This is a genomic window from Mycobacterium sp. NPDC049093 (assembly GCF_040704635.1).
Lineage (GTDB): Bacteria > Actinomycetota > Actinomycetes > Mycobacteriales > Mycobacteriaceae > Mycobacterium.
Map to the genome: position 1 here is coordinate 131,343 of NZ_JBEZJS010000009.1, position 23,350 is coordinate 154,692.

Consider the following 23,350-nt stretch of genomic DNA (forward strand, 5'->3'; position numbering starts at 1 on the left):
TCATTCGGTCAGGGCCAGGAATGCGCCCAGCGCGATCAGGCTGTCCGGCTGACCGGGCAGATAGTCGGTGAGCTGTGGTGAACGCACGATGAAGGCGACGTATTTGGCCCGGCTGATCGCCACGTTGAGCCGGTTGCGGTTCAACAGGAATCCGATGCCCCGGGGCACGTCGGCGGCCGAGGACGCCGTCATCGACACGAACACCACGGGCGCCTGTCTGCCCTGGAACTTGTCCACCGTGCCGGCCTGCACCTCGGTGAGTCCCGCTGCGTCGAGGGCGCACCGCACCATGGTCACCTGGGCGTTGTAGGGCGTGACGACCAGGAAGTGCTCCTGCCCCAGCGGGGTGCTGCCGTTCTCGTCGGTCCAGGTGGTGCCCAGCAGGCCGGTGATGGCGGTGACGATCGCGGCGGACTCTTCCGGACTGTCGGTCGAATTGCCGAGGTGCGCCACCTCGAGCGTCCGGACGCCGGGTTCGATACCGTCGAGTCTGCGTGCGGCACTGACCTTTTCGTGCGACTGCAGCCTGCCGTCATAGGACAGTCGCGACACCGGGCCGCACACCGCCGGATGCATCCGGAAAGAGTGATCCAGGAAGTAGCCGCGCTCGGCCGGCAGCGTATGCGCCCCGTCGACGAGCCATCCCAGCGCGGAATCGTCCACCGGTGCCGGGTGCGTTCCCTGACAGACCTGGGGGAGCTGTTGCGGGTCGCCGAGCAGCAGCAGATTCCGCGCGGCGGGGGCCACCGCGATGGTGTTGGCGAGGTTGAACTGCCCGGCCTCCTCGATCACGAGCAGATTGAGGCATTGCCGTGGCACCCGCGTCTCGTTCGCGAAATCCCATGCCGTGCCGCCGATCACGCAGCCGGGGTGGTCGGCGATGAACGACGCGTAGTGGTTCTCGCCGATCTCGGTCCACCGCGGGTCGGCGCCCTTGCGCTTCTTGGCCACCTGCGCCGCGTCCACTCCGGCGTCGAGTACCTGCTCGAGCAGATGCTCGATCACCGCATGCGACTGCGCGACAATCCCGATGCGCCAACCGTGCTGGTTGACCAGTCCGGCGATGATCCGCGCCGAGGTGTGGGTTTTCCCGGTGCCGGGCGGTCCGTGCACCGCGATGTACGAGCAGTCCAGATCCAACAGAGCCGCGCTGACGTCGGCGGCGGTGTCACCGTTGCGGGGTAGCGGACGGCCGCTGACGGTGCGTGGCGGACGACGTAACAGGACATCGGTCATCGCATCGGCGGGCAGGTTCGGCAGACCGGCGGCGACGGTGATGGCGGTGCTGTCGATGGATGCCTGGAGGGGCTTGGTGTTGATCGGCGGGCCAGGGGTGAGTGCGAACGGCATCTGGGTGAACGCTTCACCGTCCTTGGGTTGGCGTTCGGTGATCAGCACTTCGGTGGGTGCCTCCGGGTTGTCGCAGTTGACGACGGTCGCGCTGCCGAAGCCGCGCCGGTCTGGGTCGTCGGACAGGCCCGCCGGAGCGGGCGGGCTGTACAGCGCATACACCTCGGTGCCCAGCTCACCGGCATCGATGGCGCCGGTCAGCAGGACCTGTCGTTGCGGTTTGCGGGCGCGTGGCGGGGTGTGCCAGTCGGCGACCACCTGTGCTTTTTCGGCGACGAAAACACCTGTGCCGTCGGCCCATTCGTCGACCGGATTGTTGAGCCGGTCGAAATGGCTCCACCAGAACGGCTTGGCCTCACGCTTGTGGAAACCCCGGGCTGCCGCGATCATCGCGACCGCCTGCTGCTCGTCGGAGCGCGGGTCGACCCCGTCGCCGGCGAACTTCAGCAGCTTGCGGTCGGTGGCGTCGGCCTTCTCGATCGGCCCTCCGTCACGCACCGGTTGCGGACCGCGCGGTGGAACCTCGGCTTCGAACGCCCGGTTGATCAACCAGTCCCGCAGCCGGTGGGTGGATCGGCAGTCGTACCGGTTGTAGTCCTCGATCTCCTTGAGCACCGTGGCAGCCTCGTCGTGCTCACCGGCCTCCCGCAGTGCGCAGTAGCGCGCGTACTCGGTGATCGAATCGGTGGCCTTGGTGACCTCACCGTCGCGAAGCTCGTTGCCCATGTAGAGCGGCTCCAGCGACTTGATGCTGTAGTTCTCGGTGCCGACGCGAATGCTCTTGCGGACCATCGGCAGAAGGTCGACGAGGATGCCGTTGCGCAGCAGGTCGTCGACGTCGTTCTCGCCGACTCCGTAGCGGCCGGCCAGCCGCAGCAGGGTACTGCGCTCGTACGGCGCGTAGTGGTAGATGTGCATCTTGGGAAAACGCTTGCGGCGCTTGCGGACCAGGTCCAGGAAGTCGATGAGCACCTGACGTTCGCTGGCCCGGTCATGGGCCCAGAGCGGTTGGAAGTTGCCCTCCGCGCCGAGAACGCCCCACAGGTATTCCAGGCCCCACTCGTGACCGTTGACCGTCCACAGCGGGTCGCCCTCGTAGTCGAAGAACAGGTCACCTTTGTCCGGGTCGGGCAGCAGCATCAGCGGTTGCGGATCGACGACCTCGTACGGCGGCTTGGCGTCCACCCGCGGCGCCACCTGCAACCGGGCCTGGCCGGTCAGCGCCGTCACCACCCGCTGGGCCAGCCCGGGCACGGCGCCGGTGTGCCCGGCCAGCTGATGCGTGGTGGTGATGCCCGCGTCGATGAGACGAGCGCGCTGGGTCGCCCGCATTCCGGCGACCAGGAAGAGGTCGTCGGTGGTGCGGATCTGCTGCTGGCATTCATCGCAGCCGAAGCAGGCCCGCACCGTCTCGTCGGACCACGACACCGCGGTGCCGGCGGTGAGGTGGCCGTCGAGCAGTGTCTGCAACGCACCGCGCCGTGGCCGGTACACCGCCAGCAGTTCGTCGACGCGGTAGCTGGATACCGCGCCGTCGCCCAGGATCAGGTCGACCTCGTCGGCCACCGGCACGCCGGCGCGGGCCAGCACATCGGCGTAGGCGGCCAGCTGCAGCAAGGCCTCCACCTTCACCGAGCGCGAGAGCTTGGTGTCCCGCAGGCGGTACCGGTCGCCGTCCCAGATCAGGAAGTCGGCGAACCCGGCGAACCGCCCGTCGAACATCGCGGCCTGGTAGATCACCGGGGCCCGGCGTTGCACTGCTTCGAGAGTGGCCTGGGCGGCCGTCGTCAGCCCGGCCACCGTGTAGGCAGGCCGGCCGATCACCGTCACCTCAGAGTTGGCGCGCAGTTCGTCGAGGTGGCGCTGCTCGTGCTCGTCGCCGAGTTCTGCTGTGCGGGCCAGCAATTCGTCGTCGGACGACACCGCCGGGCCGCGGCCCAACCGCGCGTCGAACGAGCGCAGCAGGGCATATTCACAGCGGGCGGCCGCAGCCAGGTCCGACGCGCTGTAGATGACCGTCGGCCCCGACGCGCCTTCGTCGGTGACGAACACGCTGCCACTGTAGGTGAGCGCACCGACATCGGGCCGGAGGCTAGGTGTTGCCCATCAACTCCACGCCGCCGCCGTTCCAGCGGAACTTCACGGTGCTGGCCAGTCCGTGGAATCCGCCGGAGTATTGCAGCGCCACGGTGTCACCGGTGCTGGCCGTCTTGTCGATGGCGTTGAAGCCGTAGGTGTCGGGCACGCCGGTCGGGATGAACTTGCCGAGGTGGAACAGCACGGCCCGGGTGTTGGGGTGTTCGGAGTTGGTGTTGGCTTTGACGATCACCGCCGACAGCTGAGCGCACTCGTTGTAGTTGCCCGCCACCGGCTCGGGGCTCCAGGCCTGGTTGCTGCGCGGGTCACGGGGTAATTCGGAGACGGCCTTCGCGATCTCGGGGGCGGCCAGGTTGACCGAGCACGGGTCGGTCTGCGGCGCCGCCGGTGTGGGGGCGGCCTTGGGGGCCGGTTTCGACGCCGGGGCCGGTGCCGGATTGGCGCTGGCCTCGGGGGTTTTCGAGACCGTTGAATCCCCCGATCCGCACCCCGCGAGCGTGAGCACGGCCGCCACGACGACCCCGGGGGCCATGGCGAACACTGCGACCCGTTTCACAGTTGGGCAACCTACCGTGACCCCGCTGCGGGGTTGTGCAGGCGCGCGGCCGGGAATCCGGCCGATTGGCACTAGACTTCTGAACCGATGACCTCGCCAGACCCGGATTCGGGGGATACCGCCCCAACGTTTGCCGACCTGCAGATCGACCCTGCGGTGTTGAAGGCTGTTACTGATGTCGGCTACGAGTCGCCTTCGGCGATCCAGGCCGCGACCATTCCGGCGATGCTCGCCGGCTCCGACGTGGTTGGGCTGGCTCAGACCGGCACCGGCAAGACGGCTGCCTTCGCCATCCCGATCCTGTCCAAGATCGACACCACGAGCCGCAACACCCAGGCGCTGGTGCTGGCACCGACCCGTGAGCTGGCCCTGCAGGTCGCCGAGGCGTTCGGCCGCTACGGCGCGCACCTGCCCCAGATCAACGTGCTGCCGATCTACGGCGGTGCGTCCTACACCGTCCAGCTGTCCGGACTGCGCCGCGGCGCCCAGGTGGTGGTGGGCACCCCGGGCCGCGTGATCGACCACCTCGAGCGCGGCACGCTGGATCTGTCCAACCTGGACTACCTGGTGCTCGACGAGGCCGACGAGATGCTCACGATGGGCTTCGCCGAAGAGGTCGAGCGGATCCTCGCCGACACCCCGGAGTACAAGCAGGTGGCGCTGTTCTCGGCCACCATGCCGCCGGCCATCCGCAAGATCACCACCAAGTACCTGCACGATCCGGTCGAGGTCACGGTCAAGGCCAAGACCGCCACCGCCGAGAACATCACCCAGCGGTTCATCCAGGTGGCGGGTGCGCGCAAGCTGGATGCGCTGACGCGGGTGCTCGAGGTCGAAGAGGGCGACGCGATGATCGTGTTCGTCCGCACCAAGCAGGCCACCGAGGAGGTCGCCGAGCGGCTCAAGGCCCGCGGTTTCGCCGCTGCCGCCATCAACGGTGACATCAACCAGGCCCAGCGCGAACGCACCATCACCGCGCTCAAGGACGGCACGATCGACATCCTGGTCGCCACCGATGTCGCCGCGCGCGGTCTGGACGTCGAGCGCATCTCCCATGTCGTCAACTACGACATCCCGCATGACACCGAGTCGTACGTGCACCGCATCGGCCGCACCGGCCGGGCCGGCCGCTCGGGGCACGCCCTGTTGTTCGTCACCCCGCGCGAACGGCACCTGCTCAAGTCGATCGAGAAGCACACCCGGTCGAAGGTCATCGAGGCCGAGCTGCCCAGTGTCGACGACGTCAACGCGCAGCGCGTGGCCAAGTTCCGCGACTCGATCACCGACTCGCTCAACGGCGACGGCCTCGAACTGTTCCGCAGGCTGATCGAGGACTACGAGCGCGAGAACGACGTGCCGATGGCCGATATCGCCGCGGCGCTGGCACTGCAGTCACGCAACGGCGAAGAGTTCCTGATGACCGAGCCTCCGCCGGAGAAGCGGCGGGAGCGCGACCGCGATCGGGACGATCGGGGCGAGCGGTCCCCGCGCAAGGAACGTCCGCCGCGCGAAGGCCTTGCGACCTACCGGATCTCGGTGGGCAAGCGCCACAAGGTGGGCCCCGGCCACATCGTCGGCGCGATCGCCAACGAGGGCGGCCTGCACCGCAACGAGTTCGGCCACATCACCATCCGCGGCGACTACTCGCTGGTGGAACTGCCGGAGAAGCTGCCGAGCAAGACGCTCAAAGCCCTGGAGAACACCCGGATCTCGGGCATGCTCATCAATCTGGAGCGGGAGCATGGTGAGCGCGCCGACCGGGGTGACCGCGGGCCGCGCCGCGAATACAAGGGCCGTTCGGAGTACAAGGGCCGATCCGAGAACAAAGACCGCTCGGGGAAGCCGCACCGGAAGAGCAAGTGACGGTCTCCAGAAGCGTGGAGGGGCCGTCGGATCAGGGTGGTCTCGAGTCGGTAGACACGGTGGTCTCCGGCGCTTCTGGGTCCACGCGGGTGGCGTCGCTGACCGGAATCCGGGCGGTGGCCGCCATTCTGGTGGTGCTGACGCACGCGGCGTACACCACCGGCAAGTACGGGCAGGGCTATCTCGGGCTGGTGTATTCGCGGGCCGAGATCGGTGTGCCGATCTTCTTCGTGCTCAGTGGTTTCCTGCTGTTCCGGCGTTGGGTGAAGGCTGCTGCGACGGAGGGACGCGCGCCGTCGGTGCGGCGCTACGCCTGGCACCGGGTGCGACGGATCATGCCGGCCTACGTGGTCACGGTGCTGATCGCTTACCTGCTCTACCACTTCCGTACTGCGGGACCGAATCCCGGCCACACGTGGATGGGCCTGTTCCGCAATCTGACGCTGTCCCAGATCTATACCGACAACTACCTGTTCTCCTATCTGCATCAGGGGTTGACCCAGATGTGGAGCCTGGCGGTGGAGGCGGCGTTCTACGTCGTGTTGCCGCTGGTCGCCTATCTGCTGCTGGTGGTGTTGTGCCGACGGCGCTGGCGGCCGGGGTTGTTGTTCTTCGGCCTGGCGGTGCTGGCCGCGGTCTCGCCGCTGTGGCTGACGATCGTGCACGATTCCACGGGCCTGCCCGACGGTGCGCGGTTGTGGCTGCCCACATACATGGCCTGGTTCGTGGCGGGTATGGCGCTGACCGTGCTGAGCCAGCTCAAGGTGCGGGGCTATGGCATGGTGTGCGTGCCGTTGGCGGTGGTGTGTTACTTCATCGCGTCGACGCCGCTGGCGGGGGAGCCCACCACCTCGCCGGCCAAGTTGAGCGAGGCGTTGGTCAAGACGTTCTTCTATGCGGTGATCGCGGCTCTGCTGGTGGCGCCGCCGGCCCTGGGCGACCGCGGTTGGTACAGCCGGTTCCTGGCGTCGCGCCCGATGGTCTTCCTCGGTGAGATCTCCTATGAGATCTTCCTGATCCACCTGATGATCATGGAGTTGGTGATGGTCGAGGTGATGCGCGATCCGGTCTACACAGGGTCGATGTTCAACCTGTTCGTGCTCACGATGGTGTTCACCATCCCGGCCGCGTGGTTGCTGCACCGGTTCACGCGCGTCCGCTCCTGATCTTTTAGTTAGGGTACGCTTACCTAACAAAGTGGTTCACGGGAGGTACGTATGGCCGAGCAGAAGGCGTCGCGCGGGCTCGAGGGAGCCCTGGTCAAACTCTGGCGGGGCGGTGACTACGAGCTGACGGTCTCGGGCCGAACCGAGCTCACGCCGAACTACCTCCGGCTTCACTTCCGCGCGGAAAAACTGCTCGCCGAACACCGGGTACACCCGACGATGTGGGTGCGGGGTTGGTTTCCCGACGACGGCAAAGCCCATCAGCGGGGCTACACCCTGGTCAACGCCGATCCGCAGGCCGGCACCGTGGACATCGATTTCGCCATGCACGACGGCATCGCCACCCGCTGGGCCCGTGCGGCCCAGCCTGGCGACGTCCTGGACGTGACGGTCCTCGGCAGCAACTTCACGCTGCCCGAGCCGGCACCGGCCGGCTATGTGATCGTCGGTGACACCGCGTCGCTTCCGGCCATCAACTCACTGCTGGACGCGATCGGGGATACCCCGGCCTGGGTCTTCCTGGAGGCCGGGTACGACGACGACCGCGAGCTCCCGGTCACCGGCGGCGCGGAGATCATCTGGGTGGACCGGGCGGAAGAGGATCTGCTGGCGACCGTCAGCGCATCGGCCTTCGACGCCTCGGACCATTTCGGTTGGGTCGCATGCAACAACCGCACCACCCGGGCCGTGGCACGGGTCTTCCGCGAGGAGTACGGGATCCCGCGCAAGTCCATCAAGGCGCAGGCCTACTGGGTGGCCTGACGCCGCTTTACAACGCCGTCTGGATCGGTGCGGGCGTCTCGGCGATCTGGTCGAGCACCCGAACATTGTGGGCCACATCGCGACTCTCGCGCGCGGCGATCTCCTTGATCGCCAGATCGAAGGCGCCGACCAGGCTGGGTGGGTCGAACACCGCCTGCGCCTGCCGGCTCACCTGCAGGTCTCGTGCCCAGATCGTCGGTGGCCGGGCGAATCCGGGTTCCAACGCCAGCACCGTGGCGAACCGCCATGCGCTGTCACGCAGGGAGCGGATCGCCTCGTTCAGGACGAAGATCTGATGCTGTTGGAGCACGGCATAGATGTCGGCCAGTGCCGGTGACAGCTCGTTGATGTCGTTGACCACCCCGGCGATCTGGCTCGCCAGCACTGCGTTGATGGTGTCGAAATCCTTGTGCAGCGAAGGCAGCCGGCCCGCGCCCACGAGACCCTGCACCGCGATGCCGAGGTCCAGGACGATGTGGGCGGTGACGCCGGCGAGCATGTGCTGCACCAGGATCGGTGCGGGTTTGTCGGCCCACTCGAAGCTGGCCCGCCAGGACCGGGTGGGTTTCGGGTACCGGTCCGGGTGGAAGTAGCCGTTGAGCGCATCGAAGTAGCGCTGTGCGAACGCCGAGTCGAGCCGGTCCATCCGCGGACCGTCCTCGAATGCGCCGGCCTCGACCGCGGTACCTACGGCGATGGTGATCCGCTTGTACAGGGCGGCGAAATAGCCCAGGCGACTTGATGTTTCCACGGCCCAGTCGGTGACCGTGTCGATGACCGAGACAACCTCGGCAATGCTGGTGACCGCCGGGAGCGGCGGCAGTGGCGTCGGGTGGCTGGCCATACTCGAAAGTATGGGGCAGGTTCGCCCTGCGCGCCCGGCAATTGGCTACTGTGCGCGCAGCTTTGCCGGGATCACCAGCGGGGCGACGAACTCGGCCAGCATGGTCCGCTCGTCCGCCTCGTCGACGCCGGGGAAGACCAGCAGCGACACCATGACGCGCACCAGCCATCTGGCGCGGCGGCCCACGGCGTCGTCGCTCTGCCCCGTTTCGCCGGCAAGCGAACGCACGAAGCCTTCCACCAACGCGCGGATCACCTCGGAGTGTTCGGCCATCTCGCCGCCGATCGGCGGTTGAGCGGTGGCGAACCACGACGACAGTGCCGGGCTGACACGCACCGCCCGCAGCGCGGTGATCACGCCCTCGATCAGGCGTTGCGCCGGATCGGTGACCGTGGCCACCTGTTCGCTGACCTCTTCGTACAGTCGACGTGCCTCGCGGTGCACGTAGGCGGTGTAGAGCGCCTCGCGGTTCTCGAAATAGCGGTACAGCGTGGCGCGGGAACAACCTGCGGCGGCGGCGATCTCGTGCATACCGACGGTCGCCGCGTTCTGCTGGGTGAACAGCGAGTCGGCGGCGTCGAGGATGTGGTCGGCGGCCACTTCGGACCGCCGGGCCGACAACCAGTCGCGGGGCATCAGGCCCCGGCTCGGAACGGCACGGAGAACGGCCGTCGCACATAGCTGCCGCCGGCCCAGGTCACCGAATCCAGATCGACCTCGAAATCGGGGTAGCGCGAGAGCAATTCGGTCAGTGCCACCCGGGACTGCATCCGGGCGGCGGCCGCGCCCAGGCAGAAGTGCGCACCGTGACTGAAGGTCAGGATGTTGCGCGGCGCGCGTCGCACATCGAGTTCGGCTGCGTTGTCGCCGAATTCACGCTCGTCGCGGTTGCCCGAGCCGTACAGCAGCAGCGTCTTGCGCCCGGCCGGGATGGTGGTGTCGCCGATGGTGACGTCGCGGGTGGTGGTGCGGGCCAGGCCCTGCACCGGGGAGGTCAGCCGCAGGAACTCGTCGACCGCTTCCGGGATCAGCTCGGGGTCGTCGATCAGAAGTTGACGCTGATCAGGCCGCTGCTGTAGAAGTTGCACTGCGCCGCCCAACATTCCGGTGGTGGTGTCGTTACCGCCGGTGACCATGGTGAACGTGAAGGCCAGGATCGACAGCACGCCGGCGATGTCGCCGTCGGCGCCGACACCCGCGGCTACCAGGTGCGAGATCGTGTCGTCGCCGGGCTCGCGGCGGCGACGTTCGATGAGCTCGGAGAAGTAGCCCATCATCGAGGCCACTGCAGCGCCGGCGGTGCCCATCGCCGCCGTGATACCGCCGGCCGAGCTGTTGGCCGCGACGATGGCGTCGGTCCAGCCGTCGAACTGGTCCCGGTCGGCCTCGGGCACCCCGAGGTAGTGCGCGACGACCATCGAGGGCAGCGGCTTGAACAACTCGGCGGCGATATCCCCGCCGCCATTCGAGCGCAACCCCTCGAGGCGCTCGATGACGAATTCCCGCACCTTGGGTTCCACCGCTTCCACCTGGCGCGGGGTGAACCCGCGCGAGACCAGCTTGCGGAACTCGGTGTGCACCGGTGGGTCCTGCATGACGAACGGCGGGTTGTCGGCCAGCCCGATCATGTCCAGCTCTCCGTAGGTGACCGTCAGGCCCTGCGCCGAGGAGAAGGTCTCGTGGTCCCGTGCGGCCGCCCAGATGTCGGCGTGCCGGGAGAGCACGTAGTAGTCGTGCTCCGGCGACTCCTCGGGCACGACGTGGTGCACCGGGTCGTGGTCGCGCAGAGCGGCGTACATCGGCCACGGATTGGGCCAGGTGTCGGCGTCGGCGGGAACGAACCGGGCGGAGCTGTGAGACAAAGTCGCTGCCATGTCTTATTCGTACGACAGTCGTGGCATCTGTGTCAATAGTCGGACCGGCATTAGGCTCGGGCGTGATGAACACCCCTGGCACGCCGCAGCTACCTGCCCAGACGCCGACGTGTTACCGGCATCCGGACCGTCCCACCTATGTGAGCTGCACGCGTTGTGGGCGTCCCGTCTGCCCCGAGTGCATGCGCTCGGCGGCCGTCGGCCATCAATGTGTGGAGTGCGTCAACGAGGGCGCCAGGTCGGTGCGGGCCGAGCGCACGCAGTTCGGCGGGGTGGCCCGTAGCGGGGCGCCGATCCTGACCTACGCGCTGATCGCGGTGAATGTCGTGATGTTCGTGCTGCAGATGGCCTCGGGGGACCGGGTGACCGAGGAGCTGACGTTGTGGGCCCCTGGGATCGCGGCGTACGACCAGTACTACCGCCTCGTGACTTCGGCCTTTCTGCACTACGGCCTCATGCACCTGTTGTTCAACATGTGGGCGCTCTACGTGGTGGGTCCGCCGCTCGAACAGTGGCTGGGCCGGCTGCGATTCGGGGCGTTGTATGCGCTGAGCGCCGTGGGCGGTTCGGTGTTGGTGTATCTGCTCACGCCGGTCAACGTCCCGACCGCCGGCGCATCCGGGGCGATCTTCGGTCTGTTCGGTGCGATCTTCGTCGTCGCCCGCAAACTCAATCTCGACGTCCGGATGATCGCCGCGGTCGTCGTCATCAACCTGGTGTTCACGTTCGCCGGGCCCGCACTGGGAACCGGGGCGATCAGCTGGCAGGGTCACGTCGGCGGCCTGATCACCGGCGCGGGGATCGCTGCGGCCTACGTGTATGCCCCGAGCGCGCGTCGAAATGCCGTCCAGGCCGGCGTCTCGGTGGCGGTGCTACTGGTATTCCTTGCGTTGATCGCCTGGCGCACAAGCCATCTGCTGACCATGTTCGCAGCGGCCTGAGTCCGGGCTAGATCGCTGCGCCCGGGTTGAGGATGTTGTGTGGGTCCAGGGCCCGCTTGATCCGGTGATTGAGTTCCACGGCGTCCGGGCCGATCTGGCCGGCCAGCCACGGCTGTTTGAGCCGGCCCACGCCGTGCTCACCGGTGATGGTGCCGCCGAGGCCGACGGCAAGGTCCATGATCTCGCCGAAGGCAAGTTGGGCCCGTTGCGCCTCATCCGTGTCGGACGGGTCGAACACGATCAGCGGATGGGTGTTCCCGTCACCGGCATGGGCGATCACCGAGATGAGCAGTTGCCGCTGGTCGGCGATCTTCGCCACCCCCGTCACCAACTCGGCCAGCGCGGGTAGCGGGACCCCGACATCCTCTAGCAACAATGACCCTTTGGCCTCCACCGCCGGGATGGCGAAGCGGCGGGCTGCCACGAACGCTTCACCCTCGTCCGGGTCAGACGTGGAAAACACCTCGGTGGCACCGCATTCGGTGAACACCTCGGCCATGAACGCCACGTCGTCGGCACCCGCGGCGCCGCGATCGTCAGAGGCGGCCACCATCATCGCCGCGGCGTTGCGATCCAGGCCCATCTTCAGCTTGTCCTCGACAGCGTTGATGGCCACCGAGTCCATGAACTCCAGCATGGACGGCCGGATCTTGCCGGTGATCTTGACGACCGAATTCGAGGCGGCCTCCACCGAATCGAACGTGGCCACCACGGTGCACGGCGCGTGCTGGGGTGGCAGCAACCGGAGTGTTGCTTCGGTGACCACGCCCAGGGTGCCCTCGCTGCCGACGAACAGTTTGGTCAGGCTCAGTCCTGCAACGTCTTTCAACCGTGGGCCGCCGAGGCGTACCGCGGTTCCGTCGGCCAGCACCACCTGGAGGCCCAGCACGTAGTCGGTGGTCACGCCGTACTTGACGCAGCACAGCCCGCCCGCGTTGGTGGCGACATTGCCGCCGATGCTGCAGATCTCGAACGACGACGGGTCGGGCGGGTACCACAGTCCATGTGCGGCAACGGCTTTCTTCACCTCGGCGTTGAGCAGTCCGGGCTGCACGACGGCGGTGCGGGTGACCGGGTCGACGGTGATGTCGCGCATCTTCTCGGTGGACAGCACGATGCCGCCGTCGAGTGCCGTCGCTCCGCCGGACAGGCCGGTGCCCGCGCCGCGTGGCACGACGGCCACCCGGTGCTCGCCGGCCCAGCGCAGCACGGTCTGGACTTCCTCGGTGCGGGTCGGCCGAACCACCGCCAGCGGGGTACCTGCCGCTGGATCGGCTGCCCGGTCCTGGCGGTAGGAGGCCAGGATGTCGGGGTCGGTGACCACGACCCCCTCGGGCAGTTCGGCGATCAACTTCGACAGCGCGGATTCCACACCGGAATCGTAGTTCGGACCGTTGACTCTGCGGCGAGGGCGCTGATCACCCGCAGTTTCTCACCGTGGGCGCAGAGTCAGTGCTGACGAGCGGAGTCCAAGGCGCGCAGCGCCGGCAGGAAGACCGCGACGAGGCCCAGCACCAGCATCGGCAGGGACAGGGCCAGGAACGTCGCGTGCAGGCCGGCGGCGTCGGCCAGCGGCCCGGCCAGGATCAGCCCGAGCGGGCCGGCGGCGTAGGCCAGTGAACCCATCACGCCGACCACGCGGCCGCGCAGGTGCTGCGGGGCGGTGGTCTGCATGACGTAGTTGTAGATGGGCGCGATCGGACCGTAGACGAACCCGACGATCGCGCACAGCACCAGGATCAGTGGAAGCGGCGGCAGGAACGCGATGACCGTCATCGCCACACCGAGCGTGATCACCGCGGTCAGCATGGTGGCCCGTCGGCTCATGTACTTGGACAGCACGGCGTAGCCGAGCGCCCCCAGCAACCCGCCGATGCTCAGCGCCATCAGCACCCAGCCCAGCTCGGTGGGCTCGTTGCGGTCGGTGAAGTATTTCGGGAACAGAACCGACTCCATCGGCATGTACAGCCCGGTGGCCACCAGGTCGACGATCGCGAGGGTGCGCAATACCGGTGTGTGCCAGACGAATCGAAGCCCTTCGACGATGCCCGCGAGGACGCCTTCGGTCAGCATGGAGCGGTCCGGCGTGCCCGCGCCTTCGAGCCGCAGGATCGAGATGGCCAGGATCGAACAGCAGAACGCCCCGGCGGTCACCCACATGGTGTTGATCCCGCCGAGGGTGGCGATCAACAGGCCGCCGATGCCCGGGCCGACGATGTAGGCCAGGTTGAACACCGCCTCGTACACGGAGTTGGCGTGGTCCAACGTCCACCCCGCGGGGCCGGCGGCCTCGGGCAGCATGGTCTCGCGGGCCGTCATCCCGGCCGGATCGAAGAAGGCACCCAGGCCGGCCAGAGCTGCCAGCACCGCGACATTCACCGCGTCCACCCCGAAGGTCAGGGCCAGCGTCGGAACCGCCGCCACGGACAGGGCCGACAGGAGATCGGAGATCATCGAGACCCGTCGACGGCCCAGATAGTCCACGGCGGCCCCGGCGATCAGCGTGGCGACCAGCAACGGCAGGGTGCCGGCCATCGCGACGATCGATGCGTCGAGCGCGGAACCGTTGCGCTGCAACACCAGCCAGGGGAACGCGACGATCGTGATGCCATTGCCCGCCCCGGCCATCAGCGCGGCGAACAGGATCAGCAGCAGTGGGCCGCGCTTGGTGTCGGTCATGGGCTATCGCGGCCGAATCTAGCAGCGTGCCCGCACCCGTCGCGACGGAATTTCGGGCACAGTGAGTTGATGGAGCTCGCTCATCCAAGGACCGGAGAACTGTTCACGTCCCCGGTACCGCCAGGCTCGGGCTGGCCCGGTGATCCGGCCACCCCTTCCACTCCGGTGGCGAAGACCGCCGCGCAGGTGCGGCGGCTGGCGGCCGGGGCCGGGTCGATGGACGAGTTGGACGCGCTGATCTCCGTGTGCCGGGCCTGCCCCAGATTGGTCACCTGGCGCGAAGAGGTGGCGATCGCAAAGCGGAAATCCTTTGCCGATCAACCTTATTGGGGTCGGCCGGCGACGGGGTTCGGTTCGGAGCAGCCGCGGATCTTCATCGTCGGCCTGGCGCCGGCCGCGCAGGGCGCCAACCGCACCGGCCGCGTGTTCACGGGCGACCGTTCGGGGGATTTCCTGTTCGCCGCGCTGCACCGGACAGGATTGGCGAACCAGGCCGAGAGTGTCGACGCGGCCGACGGCCTGCAGTTGGCCGGCACCCGGATGGCGGCCGCGGTGCGCTGCGCTCCTCCGGCGAACGCGCCCACTCCGGCCGAGCGGGCCACCTGCGCGCCATGGCTGCAGGCCGAATGGCGGCTGGCCGGACCGTCGGTCCGCGTGGTCATCGCATTGGGAGGCTTTGCCTGGCGGGCGGCGCTGGAGTTGATCGGGGACCGCCCCAAACCCGCCCCGAAGTTCGGCCACGGTGCAACGGCGTCGCTGACCTCGGCGTACGGCCCGATCACGCTGCTCGGGTGCTTCCACCCCAGCCAGCAGAACACCTTCACCGGCCGGCTCACGCCTGCCATGCTCGACGACATCTTCGTCACAGCCGAGCACCTGGTGACCGAGGCGGACGGGAACGAACCGGGCCGCTCGTGACGTTGACGCTGTCATGCGGCTTTCTGTCCTCGACCTCGTCCCGGTTCGCACCGACCAGTCCACCGCCGATGCCCTGACGGCCACGACACACCTGGCGCAGACCGCTGACCGGCTCGGATACACCCGCTACTGGCTCGCGGAGCACCACAACATGCCCGCCGTGGCCGCCACCAGCCCGCCGGTGCTGATCGCGCATCTCGCCGCACACACCACGCAGCTGCGGCTGGGGTCTGGCGGGGTGATGCTGCCCAACCATGCACCGCTGGCGGTGGCCGAACAGTTCGCGCTGCTGGAGGCCGCCAATCCGGGCCGCATCGACCTCGGCATCGGCCGGGCCCCGGGATCAGACCCGGTCACCTCGCTGGCCTTGCGTGGCGCGGCAGGGCGCGACGATCGCGATATCGAAGCGTTCCCGCAGTACCTCGACGACGTGGTGGCCTTGATGGGTGCGCGCGGTGTCCGGGTGCCGTTGCCGCGCGACCTGATGCGGGAGAACTACGTGCTCAAGGCGACGCCCGCCGCGGTCACCGAACCGCGGATGTGGCTGCTCGGCTCGTCGATGTACTCAGCGCACCTGGCCGCGGCCAAGGGGCTGCCGTACGTCTTCGCCCACCATTTCTCCGGGCACGGCACCGCCGAGGCGCTGGCCGTCTACCGCGACGAGTTCCAGCCCAGCGATCTGGCGTCCGAGCCGGTGACCTTCCTGACCGTCAACGCCTCGGTGGCCGAGACGAGCGAAGAGGCCAGGGCCCTGCTTCTCCCGCAGTTGCAGATGATGGGCCGGCTCCGCACCGGCCAGCCGCTCGGCGCCCTCGATCTCGTCGAGGATGCCGAGGCGACGACCATGACCCCGCAGGCGCAGGCCGTTGTGGCCTCCGGGCTTGCGCGCGCCGTGGTCGGTTCACCTACCGAGGCGGCAGAGCAGGTCCGGGCCTTGGCCGAGGAATTCGACGTCGACGAGGTGATGGTCAACCCCGTGGGCTCGGCTCGCCGCGGCGCCGATCCGGCGACCGCGACTGCCCGTGACACAACCCTGGAACTGCTGGCCAAGGAGTTGTTCTAGACGCCGCTGAGGCGTCAGCGCGACTAGGGCGTCAGCACGACCACCGGAATCGGGCGCGTCGTCCGCTTCTGGTAGCCGATGTAGCGGTTCTTGTTGCCCTTCATGTCGTTCACGATGTCCCACAGACGCGGGTAGTCGGGGTCGCCGGGCAACACAGGTTTGGCGGTGACGCCGAATCGCTTGGGGCCGACGTTGATCTCGACCTGCGGTTTGGCCTTCAGGTTGTGGTACCAGCCCGGAGCCGTGGGCTCGCCGCCTTTGGATGCCACCACGAGGTAGTCGGCGCCGTCCTTCGCATAGGCCAGCGAATTCGCGCGCTGCTGGCCGGTTTTGGCTCCGACGGTATGCAGGATCAGCGTCGACGGGCCACCCGGAATCGTGTGCCCGATCCGGCCGTCGGTGGCTTTGTAGATCTTGTCGTGCAACATCAACATCGGGAGGCCGATGTACCGCTCCCACCAGGGCATGCTCATGGGCTCAATCCTGCGCGGATTCGTCGAGCTCCGCCAGCGCCGCACGTAACAGGCGTCCCGACTCCTCGCGGTCCGGGTCGCGGCGCACCATCATGCCCTTGACGAAGGACAGCTTGTCGCCGGTTTGGCGCGGCACGACGTGCAGATGGATGTGGAAGACGCTCTGGAAGGCGGCTTTGCCGTCATTGATCACGATGTTGTTGCCGTCGGCGTGCAGCCCGGATCGGCGGGCTGCACGCGCGATGCGTTGACCGATGCGGGCCATCTCAGCCACGGTCTCGGCCGGCGTATCGGTCAGGTCGACGCTGTGGCGCTTCGGGATCACCAGGGTGTGTCCGCGGGTGAACGGCCTGATGTCGAGGATGCCCAGGTAGTCGTCGTCCTCGTAGATGCGGATGGCGGGGGCATCACCTGCGACGATGGCGCAGAACACGCAAGACATCCCGCCACGTTAGCCGCCGGCGGTGGCCGCCCATTCGGCGACGCGTCGTTCGCGTTCGGCCGGCGTGAGGTTTTCGACGCGGGTCATGACGGTCCAGCGCAGACCGAACGGGTCGAGGACCGACGCGAACCGGTCACCGGTGACGAACGTCTGCGCGGGCTCGCGAATGGTCGCCCCGGCCTTCTCTGCGCGGGCCACCACCTCGTCGACGTCGGGGCAGTACAGCCCCATCGAATACGTCGCCGGGGCACCCTGCGGGGGAGCGGCGATCTGAAACGCCTCCTGTGGGTCGCCGAGTTGCAGCCGGCCGTTGCCGAAATCCAGTTCGGCGTGCGAAACGGTGCCGTCAGCGCCGTCCATCCGCTCGATGACCGTGGCACCGAACACGTTCTGGTAGAACGCGATCGCGTCGGCAGCGCCGTCGACGCAGATGAACGGGGTCAGGCTGGTGTAGCCCTCGGGAATCGGTGTGACACTCATGTCGACCAGTTTCGTAGGCTGGGGTTGATGCCGGCTTGGAAAAACGCGTCACAGCAGAACGCGCCGATGCGCGGCGTGGTCGGCCGTGCGGGCAGTGCCTCGGCATTCGACCTCCAGCGTTGGGCGCCATCGGAGGCGGCCGCCCGCTTCGTCGAGCACTTCTGGTCGGTGACTTGGGACCGGCATGAGGCAGGTCCGTTCGAGAGCACGGTGATCACCTTCCCTGCCATGCATCTCACCCGCGAGTGGGGCGATGATGTTGTGCGTCATGGTCATCGGCTGCCCGCCACGTTGTTGCACGGGGTGGTACCCGAGGTTTTCCGCATCACGATCAGCGGTCGAGGCGGTGTGGTGGGGGCGCGATTTCGCCCCGGTGGTTTCGTTGGCCGTTTTGGTGGGGACGCTGCGGCGCTCACCGGCCGCGTGGTGCCGGTAGACGACGGGTTTTTGGGCGCACCGGATCTGGACGAGGCGATCGGTGCGATGGCAGGTGAGCCAGACCCGACCTATCGCGCGCTCTGCCCGTTGATCGACCGGATGCGTGACGACGCGACATTGCAGCGCGTGGAGCAGGTCATGGAGCTCTCGCCGTGGAGTACGCGAACCACGCAGCGGGTGTTCCGGCGCTATGTAGGGGTGACGATCAAATGGGTACTGTGCCGATATCGGTTGCAGCAGGCGGCTTTGGAGATCGAGACCGTGCCCGGAGTCGACTTCGCTGATCTCGCAGTACGACTCGGCTGGTATGACCAGGCCCATTTCATCAACGACTTCCGGTCCATGCTCGGCAGCACACCGGGGGAGTACGCCGCCCGGCACACACATGTCGCAGATGAGTGACAGTGGCCCCTGCGCCAACAAGGACAGAGCGCATCCCGCTCAGAAGGGTGGGGGTGGTCCGTATTCTTCGGCGAGCCAGGCTTGGTAGGCGCGTTCGTTTTCGAGGTCCTTGTTGAATTCGGCGCGTAGCGCTCGTTCTTCGGCGATGCGGTCTTGGCGGTCTTGTTCGCGGGTTTGTGTGCGTTTGGGCATCCTCGCCGCCCGGTTGGGGCTCGATTTCGGGTCCGGATCCTGAGGTTCGGGAAGATTCAGGTCCCCGGTCGGCCGGCCCAGGTCCGGGAACATTCCGGCGCCGTGGGGTTCGGTGGTGTAGGTGTGCCCGGTCGGTGTGGTGATTTCGACTGTGCCATCGGGGAATTGACGATCCGACCACCCCGGGCAAAACGTCTTCACCAAATGGTGTGCCCTGCAATACAATTTGGTGTTCGACGGGTGCGTGGGGCCGGCGGGCCAGGGTGCGGTGTGGTCGATATCGCAGCGATCCACCGGCGCATCACAACCTGGGAACCGACAGGTCAGGTCACGCCAGCGGATGAACTCCGAGAGCGCCACCGACGGGCGATAACCCGGCTCGCCAGTGTTGGCCGTGTCGGTCGTGGCCTCCGCGCCGGCAGGGTCCTCGCCTTCCACATCCCCGGCAGCGTCAGTGCTGGCCGTCGCTGCGGTGCCCGTCGCTTCAGTGTCCGAGGTGTCGGCGGTGTTCTCCGGCGTCGGCACCACCACCGGCTTGATCTTCGCCGAACCCGCCAAGTCCCGCACACTCTCGGCGGGCAGGATCCCGTACCCGGGCATATACCCCGGATCATTCGACGTGCCATCCACAGTGGCTCGATTGGCCAACACATGAAGCACCGCCGCATCGGCAGCAGCCCGATTCTGCCCGGCCGGGCAATCCTCGCGCCCGCACCGGCAGGCCAGTTGGGCTTCCAGCCGCGCCAGCGGTCCCACCGCATCGGCGCGGCGCTGGTCGTGGGTGCGGGGATCGTGCTCGCACACCGTCGCGGCCAGCGCATCCAGGCGTTGATCCAGGGCCGCGGCATCGCAGGCATCGACGTTGGCCCACACCGTGGCTTTACCTGGGCTGCCTGGTTCGATCTGCACAAACCGTTCCTCGATCAGATCCGGCGGCACCCGCTCCCCGTTCGGATCCAGTTTGGCGACCCACTGATCGATCCGATCCCGCAACTGGCGCTCGGAGAACCGCATCCACCGATCCGCCCGGGCGGCCAGTTCGGCATCCAAACCCACCCACACCGACGGATCCACGATCTCGGTGCGGGCGATGATCATCCGCACCACCCGGTAGTCGATGTCCCCGACCGCGAACCGAGCCGCCACCTGGGGCAGTTTGTCGCGCAACACCCGGGCGTGATGCACCTGAGTACCGGCGCGGCCACGACTGATCCGCATCGCCGCCGACACCTCGGCGCACACCTCCTCGAACGGATCGGTGCGCCACAAAATGCTGTCGATCAGTTCTTGTTCACGCAGGGTGTCCAACGCCCCGATCGCGGCTAGACGTGTCGCGATCGCCACCGACTCCGCCCGCGTGGCAGCACCGACCTTGTCGATCAGAGCCGCGTCGGAAGTATCATCGAACACATGTTCGATGATACTCCGACCCGCCGACGCGGGCAGAGGTTATCCACAGCGCACGATCCGTCCACAGGCAGAGGCGCGCGACGGCGAATCCGCCGAGTGCCGCGCAGTCAGGGCAGTGCCGCGGCCTGTGCCATATGCCCCTGGAAGCCGAGCCGGGTCGCCATATCGCGGTACTCGTCACGGTATGTGCGGTAGCTCGCGTCGTCGCTCTTGGCGCGGGCGATGAGCGCCCGGACCCGCAGCAGCATGATGTCGCGAATGATCAGGCCGTCCTCGGCCGGGGCCGCGGCCAGTCTCGCGATCGCCGCCTCGGCCTCGGCCACATCGCCCTCGGCGCCCCGATCCAGCAGGGCCTCGGCGAGGATTCCGGTCGCCAAGATGTTGTACGGGAGCTGCCCGCTGTGGAAGAGGTCGTCGATCGCTTCGCGCAGCACCCGGATGGCCCCGGCCCGATCTCCGCGCTTGGCCCGTTCGCGCGCGGTGTAGACATCGATGCCGACCAGCTCGGACATATAGAACCGTCCGCTGACGCACATCTGGCGAACCTGGCCGAGGATGGTCAATCCTCGCTCGCGGTCGGCCGGTGAATCTCGGTTCAGCAAGGCGTATCCCATGGTCACGCGCGCCAGGCCGAGCGCGATGTCGTCGCCGGCCCCCTCGGTGATCTGCAGGGCACCGTCGATGTCGCGCATCGCGTCATCGCTGGCGAGCAGTACTCCGCAGGACACCGTGGTGAAGTACGTCCAGGTGATGACGAGAGCGTGGGTGAACCTGTCGGTGTTGCGTGCCATGGCGAGCGCATGATCGAGGTCAGCGCGCCAACCATCAAGGCCCAGAGCCCATTTGGCGATGCTTCGCGCGGCGAACGCCGCTGCCAGCGGTGAGCCGACGATGAAATTGCCCTTGGTGGCGTCGCCGTCGGCCATATCGATGGCCATCTGTGACCAGCGCAGCACCTCACCCATTTCGCCGCTCTCGATCTTGAGCGAGATCGGGGTCGCCGACAAGCCGACCGTGAGCGCCGGGTCGCCGATGGATTCGATCAGGGACATGTGCTCGGACACCTGCTGTGACGCTTCGCGCACCCGCCCCTGCAGCATCAGTTCGCCGGTGAGCCCGGCCATGCCGACCGCCAGTGAGGCTTTGTCTCCGGCCGCCTCGCACAGCTCCCGCAGCTCTTCGAACCGAGCGCCCGAGACCCCCACCTTGCTACGGAAGCCATTACCGCACACCAGAGTGCGCGGAGCTATCCGCATCGCAGCCCGATCGGGATCATCGGAGGGCAGCAGGTCGGCGATCTGGCGGGCACGCTCCCAACACAGCTGGGCCGCAGCGGAATCCCGGTTGTTCGCCCACGCTCCGGCGCGCATGTGCCAGCTGTATGCGGCATGCAGGTCGCCGGCAGCTTCCAGGTGTTCGGCGATCAACGCAGCGTTCTCGCCGGCCAATTCGGGTTCGCGTGCGGCTATGGTTTCGGCGAGGCGCCGATGCAGTTCAGCGCGATCGGATTTCAGCTGTGATTCGTAGGCGACGGTCCGCACCATCGGGTGGTGGAATGCGAACTCCGCGTACGGCGTGTACTGCACCTGATCGATCAGCTCGGCCTCGATCAGATCCTCAAAGATGGGTTCGGTGTCCAGGCAGGCCAACAGACCCGCGCTGAACCGGGACCCGATCACCGCAGCGGCGCTCAGAGTTCGCTTGGCCGCCGGGGCCAGCCGGTCGATCCGCGCGGCGATGGTGGCCTGCAGCGTGGCAGGCACGCTCACGCTACCCTGTCCGTCGGACAGCACGTAGGCGCCGCGTTCGCCGCGGAGCAGGCCCCGTTCGGCCAGGTCGCGCACGATCTCGAGGGCGAAGAACGGGTTCCCGGCGGCCCGCCCGGCGATGGTGTCGGTCAGGTCGGCAACCCCGTCACCGGTCCCCAGCATCTCGTTGATCAAGGCCGAGGTCTCGGAATCATCCAGTGGTGCAAGCACTATCGTCTGCGCGCCATGGACATGGCTGAGCGCGCCGTGGTATTCGGGGCGGTAGGTGATCACGACCAGGGACGGCGTCTGCGGTGTCACCGACAGGAAGTCCGACAGCATCGATTCGCTGACCCCGTCGATCCAGTGGGCATCCTCGACGACATAGACCGCCGGGGCACTCCGCGCCAGCGACGCGGCGTTGACGAGGGTGGTGAGCCGCCGCCGCCGGGCATCGGGGTCGATCGTCGGCAGAACGACGTCGGGGTCGCCGATGCCGAGCAGGTCGTCGAGTAGCTCCAGGCTCTCTGTGGTGTCGTCGGGAACCTGGTCTCGAAGCTTCGCGCGGGCCGCTTCACGGTCGAGGTCCGCCACGCCGAATCCCGCCCGCAGCAGGCCGGTGATGGCATGAAAGGGGATTTCACTGGTGTGGGACTCGCAGAATGTGGAGTGCACCGGCACCCCTCGTGCGGTGGCCTTTGCCGCGAGTTCGCTGACCAGCCGGCTCTTGCCGATACCGGGTCCGCCCACCAGCAGGACGATGCTGCCGTGCCCCTGCATCGAACGTTCGAGGATGCCCTCGACGGCGGACAATTCCCAGCCCCGGCCGACCAGGGTCGATTCTCCGACATTGAGCAGGTTGTGTGCGGAATTGAGCTGGAGCAGCCGGCGGGCTCGGATCGGCTGCTCGGCACCCTTGACCTGGACCATCTCAGCCTCGCCCAGCATCATGGTGTCCTCGACCAGGCGTGCGGTCGACTCGGTGAGCATCACTCCACCGGGCGGCGCGACCGATTCCATGCGCTGCGCCATGCCTACGTGCTCACCGATTGCGGTGTAGCTCATCGTGTCGGTGCCGACTTCCCCGGTGATGACCTGACCAGAGCTCAGACCGATGCGAAGCTGCAGATCGAGGCCGTCGCGGGCCGTCACCTGCACCGCCAGCAGGGCGGTCTCCTGCTGGATTTCGAGTGCGGCCAGGCACGAGCGAAAAGCATGGTCTTCCAACGCAACCGGTGCGCCGAAGATGGCCATGATGCCGTCACCTGTGAATTTGTCGACGGTGCCGCCGTATCGGCGGACCACGGCGGCGGAGTGGTTGAACAGGTCGCTCATGATCTCGCGGAGCCGTTCGGCTCCGAGGGTCGCTGCGATGTCCATGGACCGGACGACGTCGGCGAACAAGACGGTGACCTGCTTGTATTCGGCGCCCGGAGTGGACGTGACGGGTGCGCCGCACGCGTCGCAGTACCGGGCGTCGGCCCGCGGCTCGGTGCCACACGCGCGGCACGTCGCAGTTTCCGTCATTCGAAGCCCCCGCCATCGGAGAACCTGCTGCATCGAGAATAGAACGCAGCAACGCCGAAGGGGCGGGGATGGCCCACCGCCACGATGGGCCTTTTCCGCAGCAACGACGAATCGAGCAACGACCT

Annotated in this window: 19 protein-coding genes; 7 read left to right on the forward strand and 12 right to left on the reverse strand. The window is 67.5% G+C overall.

Going from position 1 to position 23,350, the window contains the following annotated elements; genetic code table 11:
* Window positions 1-3,402, reverse strand: a complete 3,402-nt coding sequence (locus AB0876_RS29685; RefSeq protein WP_526043686.1) for a TM0106 family RecB-like putative nuclease — start codon at window positions 3,400-3,402, stop codon at window positions 1-3.
* Window positions 3,403-3,442: 40 nt separating this feature from the next.
* On the reverse strand, window positions 3,443-3,979 hold the full coding sequence (locus tag AB0876_RS29690) for an LppP/LprE family lipoprotein (protein ID WP_491842481.1): 537 nt from the start codon (window positions 3,977-3,979) through the stop codon (window positions 3,443-3,445).
* 111 nt (window positions 3,980-4,090) lie between these two features.
* On the opposite strand from AB0876_RS29690, the gene AB0876_RS29695 reads away from it, so the two are divergent.
* The 3 genes from AB0876_RS29695 to AB0876_RS29705 are packed head-to-tail and all read left to right on the forward strand — an operon-like array spanning window position 4,091 to window position 7,794.
* Window positions 4,091-5,866: a DEAD/DEAH box helicase gene (locus AB0876_RS29695; RefSeq protein WP_491842302.1), complete on the forward strand. Its 1,776-nt coding sequence runs from the start codon at window positions 4,091-4,093 to the stop codon at window positions 5,864-5,866.
* Window positions 5,863-7,032: an acyltransferase family protein gene (locus tag AB0876_RS29700; protein WP_526043687.1), complete on the forward strand. Its 1,170-nt coding sequence runs from the start codon at window positions 5,863-5,865 to the stop codon at window positions 7,030-7,032. Before AB0876_RS29695 ends, AB0876_RS29700 begins: the two co-directional genes overlap by 4 nt.
* 51 nt (window positions 7,033-7,083) lie before the next feature.
* Window positions 7,084-7,794: a siderophore-interacting protein gene (locus tag AB0876_RS29705; protein ID WP_526043688.1), complete on the forward strand. Its 711-nt coding sequence runs from the start codon at window positions 7,084-7,086 to the stop codon at window positions 7,792-7,794.
* A gap of 7 nt (window positions 7,795-7,801) precedes the next feature.
* Here the strand turns inward: AB0876_RS29705 and AB0876_RS29710 are convergent, their stop codons facing one another.
* From AB0876_RS29710 to AB0876_RS29720, 3 genes are read right to left on the reverse strand one after another with little or no spacing between them, the layout of a single operon-like run.
* Window positions 7,802-8,638 (reverse strand): DUF5995 family protein, encoded by an 837-nt coding sequence (locus AB0876_RS29710; RefSeq protein ID WP_526043689.1) that lies wholly within the window; start codon window positions 8,636-8,638, stop codon window positions 7,802-7,804.
* Window positions 8,639-8,683: 45 nt separating this feature from the next.
* Complete coding sequence (locus tag AB0876_RS29715; RefSeq protein WP_491842306.1) at window positions 8,684-9,274, reverse strand: TetR/AcrR family transcriptional regulator; 591 nt, start codon at window positions 9,272-9,274, stop codon at window positions 8,684-8,686.
* Entirely contained in the window at window positions 9,274-10,512 is a 1,239-nt protein-coding gene (locus tag AB0876_RS29720) for a cytochrome P450 (protein ID WP_526043690.1), read from the reverse strand. The genes AB0876_RS29715 and AB0876_RS29720 overlap by 1 nt, the downstream gene beginning before the upstream one ends.
* Before the next feature lie 65 nt (window positions 10,513-10,577).
* Here AB0876_RS29720 and AB0876_RS29725 point away from each other — a divergent pair, with 65 nt between their 5' ends.
* The gene (locus AB0876_RS29725) at window positions 10,578-11,453 is read left to right on the forward strand and encodes a rhomboid family intramembrane serine protease (RefSeq protein WP_491842308.1); all 876 of its coding nucleotides are present in this window, start codon (window positions 10,578-10,580) and stop codon (window positions 11,451-11,453) included.
* A 7-nt stretch (window positions 11,454-11,460) separates the two neighbouring features.
* Here the strand turns inward: AB0876_RS29725 and AB0876_RS29730 are convergent, their stop codons facing one another.
* Both AB0876_RS29730 and tap read right to left on the reverse strand, forming a co-directional pair.
* Window positions 11,461-12,825 (reverse strand): FAD-binding oxidoreductase, encoded by a 1,365-nt coding sequence (locus tag AB0876_RS29730; protein ID WP_055116333.1) that lies wholly within the window; start codon window positions 12,823-12,825, stop codon window positions 11,461-11,463.
* Window positions 12,826-12,902: 77 nt separating this feature from the next.
* A complete protein-coding gene (tap, locus tag AB0876_RS29735; RefSeq protein ID WP_526043691.1) occupies window positions 12,903-14,132 on the reverse strand; it encodes a multidrug efflux MFS transporter Tap in 1,230 nt (409 codons plus the stop codon).
* Window positions 14,133-14,201: 69 nt separating this feature from the next.
* On the opposite strand from tap, the gene AB0876_RS29740 reads away from it, so the two are divergent.
* Both AB0876_RS29740 and AB0876_RS29745 read left to right on the forward strand, forming a co-directional pair.
* Window positions 14,202-15,050 (forward strand): uracil-DNA glycosylase, encoded by an 849-nt coding sequence (locus AB0876_RS29740; protein WP_491842311.1) that lies wholly within the window; start codon window positions 14,202-14,204, stop codon window positions 15,048-15,050.
* Between the two features lie 13 nt (window positions 15,051-15,063).
* Entirely contained in the window at window positions 15,064-16,113 is a 1,050-nt protein-coding gene (locus AB0876_RS29745; RefSeq protein ID WP_526043692.1) for an LLM class flavin-dependent oxidoreductase, read from the forward strand.
* A 23-nt stretch (window positions 16,114-16,136) separates the two neighbouring features.
* On the opposite strand, the gene AB0876_RS29750 is transcribed toward AB0876_RS29745, so the two are convergent.
* The 3 genes from AB0876_RS29750 to AB0876_RS29760 are packed head-to-tail and all read right to left on the reverse strand — an operon-like array spanning window position 16,137 to window position 17,508.
* Window positions 16,137-16,580, reverse strand: coding sequence for a nitroreductase family deazaflavin-dependent oxidoreductase (locus tag AB0876_RS29750; protein ID WP_491842482.1), 444 nt, complete (start codon window positions 16,578-16,580; stop codon window positions 16,137-16,139).
* A gap of 10 nt (window positions 16,581-16,590) precedes the next feature.
* Window positions 16,591-17,028 carry an HIT family protein gene (locus AB0876_RS29755; RefSeq protein ID WP_491842313.1) on the reverse strand — a complete coding sequence of 146 codons (438 nt, stop codon included), beginning with the start codon at window positions 17,026-17,028 and terminating at the stop codon, window positions 16,591-16,593.
* A 9-nt stretch (window positions 17,029-17,037) separates the two neighbouring features.
* A complete protein-coding gene (locus AB0876_RS29760; protein WP_491842314.1) occupies window positions 17,038-17,508 on the reverse strand; it encodes a VOC family protein in 471 nt (156 codons plus the stop codon).
* Between the two features lie 27 nt (window positions 17,509-17,535).
* On the opposite strand from AB0876_RS29760, the gene AB0876_RS29765 reads away from it, so the two are divergent.
* A complete protein-coding gene (locus AB0876_RS29765) occupies window positions 17,536-18,348 on the forward strand; it encodes a helix-turn-helix domain-containing protein (protein ID WP_526043693.1) in 813 nt (270 codons plus the stop codon).
* A gap of 39 nt (window positions 18,349-18,387) precedes the next feature.
* On the opposite strand, the gene AB0876_RS29770 is transcribed toward AB0876_RS29765, so the two are convergent.
* On the reverse strand, window positions 18,388-19,950 hold the full coding sequence (locus AB0876_RS29770) for an HNH endonuclease signature motif containing protein (RefSeq protein WP_526043694.1): 1,563 nt from the start codon (window positions 19,948-19,950) through the stop codon (window positions 18,388-18,390).
* 107 nt (window positions 19,951-20,057) lie between these two features.
* Entirely contained in the window at window positions 20,058-23,225 is a 3,168-nt protein-coding gene (locus AB0876_RS29775) for an ATP-binding protein (protein WP_526043695.1), read from the reverse strand.
* Between the last annotated feature and the right edge of the window lie 125 nt (window positions 23,226-23,350).

Coding starts and splice junctions, on each gene's coding strand:
- AB0876_RS29690 (WP_491842481.1), bottom strand. CDS start 3,979: ATGGCCCCCGGGGTCGTCGTGGCGGCCGTGCTCACGCTCGCGGGGTGC.
- AB0876_RS29765 (WP_526043693.1), top strand. CDS start 17,536: ATGCCGGCTTGGAAAAACGCGTCACAGCAGAACGCGCCGATGCGCGGC.
- AB0876_RS29755 (WP_491842313.1), bottom strand. CDS start 17,028: ATGTCTTGCGTGTTCTGCGCCATCGTCGCAGGTGATGCCCCCGCCATC.
- AB0876_RS29695 (WP_491842302.1), top strand. CDS start 4,091: ATGACCTCGCCAGACCCGGATTCGGGGGATACCGCCCCAACGTTTGCC.
- AB0876_RS29720 (WP_526043690.1), bottom strand. CDS start 10,512: ATGGCAGCGACTTTGTCTCACAGCTCCGCCCGGTTCGTTCCCGCCGAC.
- AB0876_RS29715 (WP_491842306.1), bottom strand. CDS start 9,274: ATGCCCCGCGACTGGTTGTCGGCCCGGCGGTCCGAAGTGGCCGCCGAC.
- tap (WP_526043691.1), bottom strand. CDS start 14,132: ATGACCGACACCAAGCGCGGCCCACTGCTGCTGATCCTGTTCGCCGCG.
- AB0876_RS29745 (WP_526043692.1), top strand. CDS start 15,064: ATGCGGCTTTCTGTCCTCGACCTCGTCCCGGTTCGCACCGACCAGTCC.
- AB0876_RS29710 (WP_526043689.1), bottom strand. CDS start 8,638: ATGGCCAGCCACCCGACGCCACTGCCGCCGCTCCCGGCGGTCACCAGC.
- AB0876_RS29775 (WP_526043695.1), bottom strand. CDS start 23,225: ATGACGGAAACTGCGACGTGCCGCGCGTGTGGCACCGAGCCGCGGGCC.
- AB0876_RS29760 (WP_491842314.1), bottom strand. CDS start 17,508: ATGAGTGTCACACCGATTCCCGAGGGCTACACCAGCCTGACCCCGTTC.
- AB0876_RS29705 (WP_526043688.1), top strand. CDS start 7,084: ATGGCCGAGCAGAAGGCGTCGCGCGGGCTCGAGGGAGCCCTGGTCAAA.
- AB0876_RS29750 (WP_491842482.1), bottom strand. CDS start 16,580: ATGCCCTGGTGGGAGCGGTACATCGGCCTCCCGATGTTGATGTTGCAC.
- AB0876_RS29725 (WP_491842308.1), top strand. CDS start 10,578: ATGAACACCCCTGGCACGCCGCAGCTACCTGCCCAGACGCCGACGTGT.
- AB0876_RS29740 (WP_491842311.1), top strand. CDS start 14,202: ATGGAGCTCGCTCATCCAAGGACCGGAGAACTGTTCACGTCCCCGGTA.